The following is a 12,636-nucleotide window of genomic DNA, read 5'->3' as shown; positions in this document are numbered from 1 at the left end:
TCGCGGCAGGCTGCCGGCCTCACCGCGCGCCCCGACGTCGAGACAGAGGATCAGCAGTGACCGCATCAGGTTCGGACTTCGTCGTCGTCGCCAACAGGTTGCCTGTCGACCTCGACACGGCGCCCGACGGTTCCCGAGTCTGGAAGCGCAGCCCCGGTGGTCTCGTCACCGCGCTCGAGCCGATCCTGCGGAGCAACAACGGCGCCTGGGTCGGATGGGCCGGTGTCCCCGACGTCGACGTCGACCCGTTCGAGGACGACGGCCTCGAGTTGGTGCCCGTCCCGCTCTCGCAGCAGGAGGTCGCCGACTACTACGAGGGCTTCTCCAACGCCACCCTGTGGCCGCTCTATCACGACGTCATCGTCCGGCCCGTCTACGACCGGAGCTGGTGGGACGCCTACGTCGAGGTCAACCGACGCTTCGCCGAGGCCACGTCCAAGGCGGCCGCCGAGAACGCCACCGTGTGGATCCAGGACTACCAACTCCAGCTGGTCCCGAAGATGCTGCGCATGCTGCGCCCCGATCTGACGATCGGCTTCTTCCTGCACATCCCGTTCCCGCCTGTCGAGCTGTTCATGCAGATGCCGTGGCGCACCGAGATCGTCGAGGGCCTGCTGGGCGCGGATCTCATCGGCTTCCATCTGCCGGGCGGCGCGCAGAACTTCCTCTACCTCGCACGGCGTCTCGCCGGCCAGCCGACCTCGCGCGGCAACATCGGAGTCCGCTCCAAACTCGGTGTGGTGCAGGTGGGTTTCCGGTCCGTGCGCGTGGGCGCCTTCCCCATCTCCATCGACTCGGGCGATCTCGACGAGAAGTCGCGGCGCAAGCCGGTGCGCGATCGTGCACGAGAGATGCGCGAAGAGCTGGGCAATCCGAAGACGATCATGCTGGGCGTCGACCGCCTCGACTACACCAAGGGCATCGACGTCCGTCTCGAGGCGTTCCTGGAACTGCTGACCGAGGGCCGGGTGGATCCCGAGGACGTCGTGATGATCCAGCTGGCCACGCCGAGCCGCGAGCGCGTCGAGAGCTACAAGCAGATGCGCGGCGAGATCGAGGGCATGGTCGGGCGCATCAACGGCGAGTTCAGCCGCGTCGGGCATCCGGTGGTGCACTACCTGCACCGCCCCATTCCGCGCGAGGAGCTCATCGCCTACTACGTGGCTGCCGACGTCATGCTGGTGACGCCCATCCGCGACGGCATGAACCTCGTCGCCAAGGAGTACGTGGCGTGCCGCAGCGACCTGGGCGGTTCCCTCGTGCTCAGCGAGTTCACGGGCGCCGCAGCCGAATTGCGGCAGGCGTACCAGTGCAACCCGCACGATCTGAACAGCGTCAAGGACGCGATGATGGCCGCGATCGAGCAGACGCCGGAATCGGGCCGACGCCACATCCGGGCGATGCGGCGCCAGGTCCTCGCGCACGACGTTGATCGCTGGGCGCGGTCGTTCCTCGCCGCGCTGGGACGCACCGGCGACGAGGAGCCCAACCAGATGATCTCCAACCGGGACATCGGTCAGGCGACGATGTGATGCGCGAAGACCGGTGACCGTGGTCGAAGCGCAAGTGGTGCAGTGCCATCGGCTGCGCCGTGATCTCCTGATCGTCCGCCTCGTCGGCGAGCTGGTTCCGTTCGCCGCAGGGCAGTCCGTCGCCGTGACGGTGCCCACCTCGCCGCACCTGCCTCGTCGGTACTCCCCCGCCCTGCCGCCGTCGCGAGACGGCAAGTACGAGTTCCACATTCGCGAGGTACCGGCAGGCTGGGTCAGTCGCAGCATCGTCCGCGAGACCCGTGAGGGCGACATCTGGACTCTCGACGACCCGGCGGGCGACCTCCGTGTCGACGACACCGACGACGACGTCGTGATGGTGTCGGGCGGAACGGGTCTCGCACCGATGCGCGCCCTGCTGCTGGGCCTGGCACGTCGACCACGACCCCCGCGAGTGCGGCTCTACGTGGGAGGCAGACACCCCCGCGATCTCTACGCCGCCGACATGCTGTCCCTGATGGCACGATCGGCCCCGTGGCTCACGGTGATCCCGGTGGTGGACGAGCCGGTGGACCCGCCGTACCGCGACGAGTTCTTCGACGCCGCCGAGGCCGTGCGGCTGCAGACGGCACCCGACTCCGGCTTCGCACCTCACGAGTACCTCGTCGGCCGCGTCGGCGAGGTGGTGGCGCGGCGCGGACCGTACCTGTCGCAGCGCGTGCTGGTGTGCGGATCACCGGCGATGTCGAGCTTCACGACGCGTGCCCTGGTGACGACGGGAACCCCGGCGGAGAACATCCGCACGGGGTGAGGGTCAGGTCTGCTTCGGGTTGCGCGGCGTCCACACGACCAGCGCGTTACTGCGTTGCACCGGAACGAGATCGCGTCGATACCCGGCGTGAACCTTGGCCAGCTCGGTCGCCATCTCGGTGACGCGGGCCTGCAGCGCCTCCACCTGATTGGTGAGTTCGATGATGCGCTTGATACCCGCCAGATTGACGCCCTCGTCCTGCGAGAGACGCTGCACCTCGCGGAGCAGCGCGACGTCGCGCGGAGAATACCGTCGCCCACCGCCGGTGGTGCGGAACGGCGTCACCAGTCCGAGACGGTCGTAGGTGCGCAGTGTCTGGGCGTGCATGCCGGCGAGCTCGGCGGCGACGGAGATGACGAAGATCCGGGCATCGGGGTCCGCGCCCGCGTCGCGCGCGTCCTGCGGATCGCTCGGCGTCCGAGTCATCTCATCTCTCCTCTCGCATCAGAACTGTCAGGCTCCGGGCCACCCGGAGCGGGGATCGAAACCACTCGCCTTCTCCGCCGCAGCGTAGGCCTCGAGGGCATCGCGTGCCGCGTCGTCCAACTCGGACGGCACGGCCACTTTCACCGTGACCAACAGGTCACCGATCTTCGACTTCTTGGGAATGCCGCGGCCCTTCACCCGGAAGGTGCGGCCGTCGACCGTGCCCGCCGGAACCTTCAGCCCGACTCGGCCGTCGAGCGTCGGCACCGACAGCGTGGTGCCCAGTACCAACTCGCTGTACGCGACGGGAACCGTGAGGGTGAGATCGTCACCCGTGCGGCCGAACACGGCATCGCTCTTCACGTGCACCGTCACCAGCAGATCGCCCGCAGCAGCGCCGCGCAGGCCGGCCTCGCCTCGTCCGGCCACCCGGACACGTTGCCCGTCACTGACACCGGCAGGAACACGCACGGTCACCGACCGGGTGCGGTTCTGCACGCCGGTGCCGCGGCAGTCGGTGCACGGATCGTCGATGATCGACCCGGTACCCCGGCAGTCGTCACACGGCTCGCTGAAGCCGAACGCGCCCTGGTTGCGGCTGACCACACCGGCCCCGTTGCACCGCGGGCAGACCCGCGGGCTCGTGCCGGGCTTCGCGCCGCTGCCGTGGCAGGTGGTGCACGATGACGGGCTCGTGATGGACAGCGGGACAGACGTTCCCACCGCCGCATCACGGAAGTCGAGTGTCACCTCGGCCGCGAGATCACTCCCGCGCCGAGGGCGCGACGACGCAGCCTGCGTACGTCCACCGGCCGCGCCGCGGTTGAACAGCCCGCCGAACAGGTCACCGAGATCGGCTCCGCCACCGGCACCTCCGAAGAGGTCACCGACGTCGAATCCACCGGCCGTCCCACCGCCACCGAAGTTGGATCCGCCACCCGGCGAGAAGCCGCCGCGTCCGAAACCACCACTGGCGAACAGGGACCGGGCCTCGTCGTACTCCTTGCGCTTCGCGGGGTCGGCGAGCACCGCATTGGCCTCGCTGACCGCCTTGAAACGCTCCTCCGCCTTCGCGTCGCCCGGATTGGAGTCCGGATGGTTGTCGCGCGCGAGCTTGCGGTACGCCTTCTTGATCTCGTCCTGCGACGCGGAGGAGGAGACGCCCAGCTCCTTGTAGAAGTCCTTCTCTATCCACTCCCGTTGGCTCACCGGTCGCCTCCTCCTCTCACATCACATCTTTGTTGTGGTCGAACTATGCCTGGTCGGACGCCGCGTCGGCGCCTGAACCGTCGACGACGGCGACCATGGCGGTGCGCAACACTCGATCGCGCGCTGTGTAACCCCTGCGGAAGACACTGCCGACCACAGGATTCGAACCGTCGCCCTCGTGCTGCACAGCCTCGTGCAAAGCGGGGTCGAACGCGTCGCCCTCGGCGCCGAAACCGACGACGCCCTGTGCGGTGATGACGGATTCGAGCTTGTCCGCCACCGACTTCAGCGGCCCCTTCTCGAGGTCGCCGTGCTGACGCGCCCGGTCCAGATCGTCGAGCACACCGAGCAACTCGGCCAAGACCGATGCCTTGGCGTTGTCGATGTCCACCTGCTTGTCCCGAGCGACGCGTCGCCGATAATTGGCGAACTCCGCGCTCAGACGCTGCAGGTCGGCCGTGAGCTCAGCCTTCTCGTCCTTCTCGGGTGCGGCCTCGGAATCCTCGGCGCCCTCGGACATCGCTGCCTCGAGAACCTCTGGTTCGTCCTCCACGTCACCGGGCTGGGGCGCCGTGGCGGAGCCCGCGAGGGACTCCTCCACGGCGGGGTCGACGTCGGGTGCGTCTACCTTCCCGGTGTCCTCAGCACTCACTTCTTGTCCGTGTCGACCGGCTCGTCCACGACCTCGGCGTCGACGACATCGTCGCTACCGTCGGTCGGGGCGGAGCCGTCGGCACCTGCTCCGTCGGCTGCTGCCGACTCGTACAGTGCCTGACCCAGAGCCTGCGACTCCGTGCTCAGCTTCTCCACCGCTGCCTTGATGGCGGCGATGTCGGTGCCGTTCAGAGCGGTACGAGCCTCGGCGATGGCCGACTCGACCTTCTCCTTGGTATCCGCAGGAACCTTGTCCTCGTTGTCCTTGACGAACTTCTCCGTCTGGTAGACGAGCGACTCGGCCTGGTTGCGGGTCTCGGCCTCCTCGCGACGGGTCTTGTCCTCCTCGGCGTGAGCCTCGGCGTCCTTGACCATGCGCTCGATCTCCTCCTTGGAGAGGCCGGAGCCCTCCTGGATCTTGATCGTGTTCTCCTTGCCGGTGCCCTTGTCCTTCGCCGTCACGTGCACGATGCCGTTGGCGTCGATGTCGAACGTGACCTCGATCTGGGGAACACCGCGCGGTGCGGGCGGCAGCTCTGTCAGCTCGAACGAGCCGAGAAGCTTGTTGTGCGACGCGATCTCACGCTCACCCTGGAAGACCTGGATCTGCACCGACGGCTGATTGTCGTCCGCCGTGGTGAAGGTCTCGGACCGCTTGGTGGGGATGGTGGTGTTGCGCTCGATGAGCTTGGTCATCACGCCACCCTTGGTCTCGATACCGAGGGACAGCGGCGTGACGTCGAGGAGCAGAACGTCCTTGACCTCACCCTTGAGCACACCGGCCTGCAGTGCGGCGCCGACGGCCACGACCTCGTCCGGGTTGACGCCCTTGTTGGGCTCGCGCCCACCGGAGAGCTCCTTGACCAGCTCGGAGACTGCCGGCATACGGGTGGAGCCACCGACGAGCACGACGTGGTCGATGTCCTTGACCGCGATGCCCGAGTCCTTGACCACGGCCTGGAACGGCGCGCGGGTGCGGTCGAGCAGGTCGGCGGTGATCTTCTGGAACTCGGAACGGCTGAGCTGCTCGTCGAGGAAGAGCGGGTTCTTGTCCGAGTCCACCGTGATGTACGGCAGGTTGATGGACGTGCTCTGGCTCGAGGACAGTTCGATCTTGGCCTTCTCCGCAGCCTCACGCAGGCGCTGGAGTGCCATCTTGTCCTTGGTCAGATCGATGCCGTTCTGAGCCTTGAACTTGTCGACGAGCCAGGTGACGATGCGCTCGTCCCAGTCGTCGCCACCGAGGTGGTTGTCGCCGGACGTGGCGCGGACCTCGACGACACCGTCGCCGATCTCGAGCAGGGACACGTCGAACGTGCCGCCACCGAGGTCGAACACGAGGATGGTCTGTTCCTTCTCGCCCTTGTCCAGGCCGTACGCCAGAGCGGCGGCGGTGGGCTCGTTGACGATGCGCAGGACGTTGAGGCCGGCGATCTGGCCGGCTTCCTTCGTGGCCTGACGCTGTGCGTCCTCGAAGTACGCGGGCACCGTGATGACCGCGTCGGTGATCTCTTCGCCCAGGTACGCCTCGGCGTCACGCTTGAGCTTCATGAGCGTGCGCGCGCTGATCTCCTGCGACGTGTACTTCTTGTCGTCGATGCCGACGGTCCAGTCCGTGCCGATGTGGCGCTTGACGGAGCGAATGGTCCGGTCGACGTTCGTGACGGCCTGGTTCTTCGCGGACTGGCCGACGAGAACCTCTCCGTTCTTGGCGAACGCGACAATGGACGGGGTGGTGCGTGCACCCTCGGAGTTGGCCACCACGACCGGTTCGCCGCCCTCCAGGACGGACACGACCGAGTTGGTGGTCCCGAGGTCGATTCCGACCGCACGAGCCATGTGAAGAACCTCCTGATAGATGCTGCTGTGATCGTTCGAGCGTCTGCCTGAGCGAACTGCGCTCAAGTCTGCCTGTCGGATTCCGCACCCGTCAAGTCGTACTTGAGTGACCCACGCTCAATGGCAGTCGTACGGCTCAACGGAGGGGTGTGCGCGTTTGTTCCCGGAGTGGTCGGCCGGCTGTGGTCCGCGCGTCTGGACCCACCCGATCGCGAGGCTTTCTGCGGATCCGCGGGATTCGACGCGAAAATGTGGCACAACCTGCACTCGGCCGTGCCTCAGCGTCCACAGGTCGACCGGATCGACGGGATCCCGCCTCCGACAGCGCGTTGGGGGCTCTCGCGCACGGTCGGTGCGTGTGAACCCACCGGATCGCGAGGATTTCTGCGGATCCGCGGAATTCGACGCGAGAGTGTGGCGGAACACGCGCGTCCGACGGTTAAGGTCCACGGCATGTCACCGGTTCCCGGCACGACCCTGACGGCACGCGGCCTCACCCGAACCTTCGGCGGACACACTGCCGTCGCGCACGCCGACGTGACGCTCGCTCCCGGCACGGTCACCGGCCTGGTCGGGCCGAACGGCGCGGGAAAGACGACCCTGCTGCTCATGCTCGCCGGGCTGCTGGCACCAGATTCGGGCACGCTCGAACTCGACGGGGCTCCCGTCGACACGGTCGCTCTTCGCCGGGCCGTCGGCTGGATGCCCGACGTGTTCGGCACCTGGGACAGCCTCACCGCGACCGAGATCCTCTCGACATTCGGGCGGTTGCACGGACTGTCGTCGCAGGACGCCCGTGCCCGCGCCGCCGAACTGCTGCAGCAGGTCCACCTCGACGATCGCGCCGACCGACCCGCGCACGAGTTGTCCCGCGGACAGAAGCAGCGGCTCGGGTTCGCCCGCGCTCTGGTCCACCGACCGCGCATCCTGCTGCTCGACGAACCGGCGTCCGGCATGGACCCACGATCGCGGGTGGAACTGCGCGACGAGGTCCGCCGCCTCGCTGCGAGCGGATGCGCAGTGTTGGTGTCGAGCCACATCCTCACCGAACTGTCGGAGATGGTGGACGACGTGCTCGTCATGACGGACGGGCGCACGCGGGAGTCGGCGCCCGCGACCGAACGATCGTGGCGGCTGCGCGAGGTGGGCAGGCCCGCGACGTCGGCCGACGTCCTGCGCTTCCCCGACGAGGAAGCCGCGGCGCGACACCTGCGCACTGTCGTCGACTCGGGAGTGCTCGTCGCCGAGTTCGCCCGGGTGGACTCGGAACTCGAGGACGCGTACCTCGCACTCGACGCGGACAGGACCTGACGTGGCGGCACGGATGAGCAGCTGGTGGTCGGTGGTCGGCGTACTGATCGGCCTCGAACTCCGGCAGCGACTGCGCACCACCCGGTGGCGCATCACCCTGGCCGTCACGTTCACAGTCATGTCGCTGGCCGTGTTCGGGTCGATGTATCTGGCACTGTCGGTGGACGAGGCCGATGCGAACTACGACGGCTGGGCGCGCAATCTCTACGCGGTCGTACTGGGAGTCGAGCTGTTCCTCGGCGTGGTCCTCGCCCCCACCCTCACGGCGACGTCGATCAACGGTGACCGCAAAGACGCGACGCTCGCCGTGGTGCAGGCGACGCCGATCAGCCACTGGCAGTTGGCCGTCGGCAAACTTCTCGGGTCGTGGGTGTCCTGCCTTGCCCTCGTCGCCGTGGCGTCGCCGTACCTGGTGTGGGGCATCGTCGCCGCGCCCTACGGCATCGGCACCTCGGTGCTGGGCGTGATCGTTCTCTGCCTGATCTTCCTGTGCTACTGCGGGATCGGGCTGGGGTACTCCGCCCTGACCGCTCGGCCGGCAGGTTCGGCCGTCCTGACGCAGGCCACCGTGTTCTTCCTGGTGTTGGGCCTCCCGGCACTGTTCGGCCTGCTCTACTCGACCACGGCGGAGGACCACGAGGTGGTGGGCGCCGAGTACACGTACGTGGACGATTCGTTCGACACCGTTCCGGACTGTCGCGACGTGGCCACGGTGCGCTCCTACGAGCACACCGAGCGTATCTGGTGGCTGTTGGCGCCCAACCCGTTTCTCATTCTCCCGGATGTGGTGGCCGCACATGACAATCCGAGCGTACGTGTCTGGATGTCGGACGAGCGGCCACCCGATCCCAGCGTGGCGCGCCCGATAGCCGAGACGCTCTCGACGGCGCGCACGGGCCCGTACCTGACGGAGCCGACCTGCGCGGACACCGTGTCGACCTACCGCGTGAGCGCCTCGAACCGCAGCTTCTACGACGAGCAGGTCGCGTTCGAATCCGGAAAGGTCGGCGACAGTTGGTACCTCGGGCTGGCCGTCAATGTCATCCTGGGAGCTCTCGGACTCACGGTCGCCGCGCGGCGACTCCGCGTTCCGGCCCGCACCTTGCCGAGGGGCGTGCGGATCGCCTGAGGCGCTCAGCTCAGCCGTCCACCCCCGTCGACGTGGAGGGTGGTTCCGGTGACGAAGGTGTTGGTCAGGGCGAGCAGCACCGCTGCCGACACGTCCTCCGGGCGGCCCACGCGCCGTGCGGGATTGGAGGCAGCCGTCGCGTCGAACATCGCCCTCTTCCCGTCTCCCATACCGTCCCACGCACCCGAGTCGACGATGCCGGGTGAGACCGCGTTGACCCGCAGCGGAGCCAGTTCGACGGCCAACGCCTCGGCGAGAAACGCGACGGCACCGTTGGCCGTGGCCATCACCGCGAGGCCGGGCGCCGGCTTCCACGCGGCGACACCGGAGAAGAAGACGAACGAGCCGCCGTCACGCAAGACGGGCGCGAAGTGCTTGGCCAGCAGGATGGGTCCGACGACCTTGGCTGCGAACGCGCCCTCGACGGCGGCGCGGTCGAGGTCTGCGACCGGACCGTTGGCGTGGTTCGCCGCGAGCGACACGACGTGATCGAGAGGTCCGAGCGTGGTGACGGCGTCGGCGATGGAGGACTCGTCGTCGAGGTCGAGGTGGACCGCCGAGGCGCCCGAGCCGAGTTCGGCGACTGTGTCGGCGAGCGTGTCGGGCCGCCGTCCCCCGAGCACGACCTCGGCGCCGGCCGCGAGGGCGTCCTCGGCGATGCGCCGCGCGATGCCCGACGAGCCGCCGACGAGAAGGATGCGGGCGTTCTGCAGGGTGCTCATGACGGTGTGTCCCTTCTGCGGCCGCGCCTCTCGCGGCCACGACAGGTGCAGCGCCGAGCCCGGTCGGCTTCATCCCGTCGCGCCATCGATAGTTCGGAGACTTACCATCTGCAACTTTTATGGCAGGAGGACGCGGCATAATCGACCGGCATGACGTTCGACGAGGTGGCCGACGAGCTGTACGGGCTGGACCCGTCCGACTTCGTCGCCGCGCGCACCGCCCGGCAGAAGCAGGCGCGTTCCGACGGCGACAAGGACCTGGCCAAGCAGATCGGTGCGCTGCGCAAACCGACGATCGTCGGGTGGGTGCTGAACGTGACGGTGCGCGACGCGGAGGACGACGTCACAGACCTGCTCGACCTCGGCGAAGCACTTCGTGAGGCGCAGCAACATCTGCGGGAAGGCCGGAGGCCGGCCGGTCGACCGTCGGGTGCCACCCTCCGCACGTTGACGAAGCAGCGGCAACGCGCGGTGCGCGCGCTGGCGAGCCGGGCTGCGGAGATCGCGGAGGATCGCGGTCACCCGATCGGCGAGGACGTCGGGCGCGAGGTGACGCAGAGCCTGAATGCGGCGCTGTCCGATGCGGACATCGCCGACGAGGTGCGGCGCGGCCGGATGCTGGGGGCCGCCGAGTACAGCGGGTTCGGCCCGATGGGGCTGGTGTCCGTCGATCCCGAACCCGCGAAAGAACCGGAACCCGCACCCGACGACACGGCCGAACGGGAGATGGAAGAGCGGCGAGCCCGCGCACAGGCCGAACTCGACGACGCCGAGGCGGTGCTCCAGGAAGCGACCGAGTCGCTGGAGAAGACCGACCATCGCGTCGACGAGCTGCAGAAGTCGGTCGACGCCCTCACCGAGCAACTCGAGAAGGCACGCCAGGACCTGGACGCGGCCCAGGATGCACGGTCCGCGGCAGCGTCGGAGAAGGACGCGTCGACCTCGAGGGTCCGGAACGCGACGAAGCGCCTCGATCGACTGTGATCGAGGCGCTTCGGCGGTGACGGGTCAGGCGCAGTTGCCCGCTGTGGGGACGTCGCGGAACCGGGCGTCGAGCCAGTTGGTGCCGGCCCCGAGTCCGATGAAGTCGGGCAGGACGTGGCCGAGCGCGAGTCCGGGGAGGAAGAACGGCAGCTGCTGTGTGTTCAGCTGGACGTTCGAGCCCTTCCCGCACCAGGTCGCGGCGAGATCGACCGCCTGGCCGTGCGGCACGATGTCGTCACCGGTGCCGGTGTCGATGTAGACGGGCGACGTGGGCGTCCGGTTACCGATCTTGTTCTCGGCGAGCACCGCTTGCGCCTCGGGAATGCGCTTCAGGTAGTCCGACAGCGATTCGCCGGTGGTGATCCACTCGTTGGTGCGGTGGAAGCCCACGGTGAGTGCACTCTCCACGACGCACTGATTCTCGAGTGCCGCCAGCGCGGCCTTGCCGGCCGGGTTGGTCGACGCGTCGATGATCGGACCCAACTCGGGGTCCGACCGACGCAGACCGTTCAGGGTGTAGCCGATGACACCGGTGAGGATGGTGCCGTCGACCTGGGCCAGCGTCGCGGCGAGATCGGCGACGGGGGCACCGGCGTAGGTGCCCTTCAGGTCGAGCTCCGGTGCGTACTCGGGTGCCAGCTCGACGGCCGCGGCGACAGCGCCGCCGCCCTGCGAGTAGCCCCACAGTCCGACGGGTCCGTCGCCACTGATCTTGGTGTTGCCGAGCTGCTGAGCGGCGCGCGCCGCGTCGAGAACAGCGTGCGCCTCGGCGGCGCGGTTGACGTAGGTGTGCGCCCCCGGTGTGCCGAGTCCGTCGTAGTCGGTGATGACGACGCCGTAGCCGCGGGAGAGCAGTGCGTAGGTGGAGAGCAGTTCGTACTCGACCATGAGACCCAGCACGGGGGTGTAAGTGAGGACGTTGTTGAGCTGGTGCGACGGAGCGCACTGATCACCCTGACCGTGCGTGCCCGGGGCGATGACCACGAGCGGGCGCGGACCGGGGCCGGTCCACTCGGCCGACGGGTCGATGTAGGTGCCCGTGACGGCGACCGGTGCGTCGTTCGCGTCCTGCGACCGATACATCAGACGCGTCGCGGTACCGGGGATCGGGCCCTGAGGCAACGGAAGCGACAGAGCGAGATTCGACGGTCCGGTGCGGATGAGATCGCCGTCGGCGCCGGCGGGGAGAGGCGAGGGCGGGGTGTAGAAGCTCGAGGCAGGGCCGGGAGGTTCGGCGGTCGCCGTGGGCACCACCGCGCCGAACAGACCGAGACACATCACCAGACCGACGCCGGCAGACCGCAGTTTTCGCACATTCATCCCATCGACAACGGGGCCCTGGCGGGCCCACTACCGCCCTGACCGTAAGTGATGCGGCCCACTTCGGAGAAGCCGGTGTGACCCCGTGCGCGGACTTCGTGCACGGTCATGCCCGCACGGACACACCCCCGGGCGCGGCCACAACCATTCCCGGTCGAATCGGACCCTCTAGCCTGAAGCCATGAACGCGTCGGACAGTGTCGAAGGCTCGCAACCCCCGAAGCCGCCCCGCCCGTCGGTGAATGTGACGCCCATGCGAGAGCCGGTTCCCGACGAGCGCCCCCGCGTCGTGGATGTCGCCGTCGTCCTGTGGGGCCTGTGCCTCGTCGTCCTGGCGGCCACCGGCGCGGTGCTGGGGCTCGACCATCGGGGACTGCGGACGCGCCTCGCCGACGTCCTCTCCGCCGACGCGCCCGGCACCTCGGCGGAGGACATCGACTCGACGGTCCTCATCACGCTCGTCGCCGGTGCCGCCGTCGGCGCCGTGGTTCTGCTGGTCGGCCTGGCCGGCATCCTGCAGGTCCGCGGCCGACGCACCACCGGCCGGTCCACTCTGACCGTGGTCGGCATCGTCGCGGCCGCGGGGTCGGTCGCGTTCTGGATCGCGACCTCCGACGCGTTGACGCAACCCACGACGTACGCGCCGTTCGTGGTCACGGCCCTGGCTCTGCTGGGCACCGCTCCGCTGTTCCTGCCGTCGGTCGGGCGGTGGCTCGCGGCCGCTCCCGTCCGGCGCTGACC

Annotated in this window: 12 protein-coding genes; 6 read left to right on the top strand and 6 right to left on the bottom strand. The window is 68.4% G+C overall.

Translation table 11 applies throughout. The features are described from left to right. Positions 1-56 precede the first annotated feature (56 nt). Positions 57-1,532, top strand: a complete 1,476-nt coding sequence (locus tag HQ325_RS02720; protein ID WP_027506923.1) for a trehalose-6-phosphate synthase — start codon at positions 57-59, stop codon at positions 1,530-1,532. 19 nt (positions 1,533-1,551) lie between these two features. Beyond that, complete coding sequence (locus tag HQ325_RS02715; protein WP_308014231.1) at positions 1,552-2,301, top strand: FAD-binding oxidoreductase; 750 nt, start codon at positions 1,552-1,554, stop codon at positions 2,299-2,301. Positions 2,302-2,304: 3 nt separating this feature from the next. On the opposite strand, the gene HQ325_RS02710 is transcribed toward HQ325_RS02715, so the two are convergent. Genes HQ325_RS02710 through dnaK form a run of 4 tightly spaced genes read right to left on the bottom strand, consistent with a single transcriptional unit; the run spans position 2,305 to position 6,429 of the window. Further along, the gene (locus HQ325_RS02710) at positions 2,305-2,727 is read right to left on the bottom strand and encodes a heat shock protein transcriptional repressor HspR (protein ID WP_027506925.1); all 423 of its coding nucleotides are present in this window, start codon (positions 2,725-2,727) and stop codon (positions 2,305-2,307) included. Between the two features lie 27 nt (positions 2,728-2,754). Then, complete coding sequence (gene dnaJ / locus HQ325_RS02705; protein WP_222626603.1) at positions 2,755-3,936, bottom strand: molecular chaperone DnaJ; 1,182 nt, start codon at positions 3,934-3,936, stop codon at positions 2,755-2,757. 43 nt (positions 3,937-3,979) lie between these two features. Then, complete coding sequence (gene grpE / locus HQ325_RS02700) at positions 3,980-4,588, bottom strand: nucleotide exchange factor GrpE (protein WP_222626602.1); 609 nt, start codon at positions 4,586-4,588, stop codon at positions 3,980-3,982. Beyond that, a complete protein-coding gene (gene dnaK / locus HQ325_RS02695; protein WP_222626601.1) occupies positions 4,585-6,429 on the bottom strand; it encodes a molecular chaperone DnaK in 1,845 nt (614 codons plus the stop codon). The genes grpE and dnaK overlap by 4 nt, the downstream gene beginning before the upstream one ends. 453 nt (positions 6,430-6,882) lie before the next feature. Here dnaK and HQ325_RS02690 point away from each other — a divergent pair, with 453 nt between their 5' ends. Then, a complete protein-coding gene (locus tag HQ325_RS02690; protein WP_222626600.1) occupies positions 6,883-7,740 on the top strand; it encodes an ABC transporter ATP-binding protein in 858 nt (285 codons plus the stop codon). 1 nt (position 7,741) lies between these two features. Beyond that, positions 7,742-8,869, top strand: a complete 1,128-nt coding sequence (locus HQ325_RS02685) for an ABC transporter permease subunit (RefSeq protein ID WP_308014230.1) — start codon at positions 7,742-7,744, stop codon at positions 8,867-8,869. Between the two features lie 5 nt (positions 8,870-8,874). Here the strand turns inward: HQ325_RS02685 and HQ325_RS02680 are convergent, their stop codons facing one another. After that, entirely contained in the window at positions 8,875-9,591 is a 717-nt protein-coding gene (locus tag HQ325_RS02680) for an SDR family oxidoreductase (protein WP_222626599.1), read from the bottom strand. 150 nt (positions 9,592-9,741) lie between these two features. On the opposite strand from HQ325_RS02680, the gene HQ325_RS02675 reads away from it, so the two are divergent. Beyond that, the gene (locus HQ325_RS02675) at positions 9,742-10,575 is read left to right on the top strand and encodes a hypothetical protein (protein WP_222626598.1); all 834 of its coding nucleotides are present in this window, start codon (positions 9,742-9,744) and stop codon (positions 10,573-10,575) included. Between the two features lie 24 nt (positions 10,576-10,599). Here HQ325_RS02675 and HQ325_RS02670 read toward each other — a convergent pair whose 3' ends face one another. Beyond that, complete coding sequence (locus HQ325_RS02670; RefSeq protein WP_261777628.1) at positions 10,600-11,895, bottom strand: lipase family protein; 1,296 nt, start codon at positions 11,893-11,895, stop codon at positions 10,600-10,602. Between the two features lie 253 nt (positions 11,896-12,148). On the opposite strand from HQ325_RS02670, the gene HQ325_RS02665 reads away from it, so the two are divergent. Further along, on the top strand, positions 12,149-12,634 hold the full coding sequence (locus HQ325_RS02665; RefSeq protein WP_222626597.1) for a hypothetical protein: 486 nt from the start codon (positions 12,149-12,151) through the stop codon (positions 12,632-12,634). Positions 12,635-12,636: the final 2 nt, after the last annotated feature.

Origin of the sequence: Rhodococcus sp. BP-349, from assembly GCF_019835845.1 — a bacterium.
Taxonomy (GTDB): Bacteria; Actinomycetota; Actinomycetes; order Mycobacteriales; family Mycobacteriaceae; genus Rhodococcoides.
This window is presented reverse-complemented; position numbering and strand designations above follow the sequence as displayed.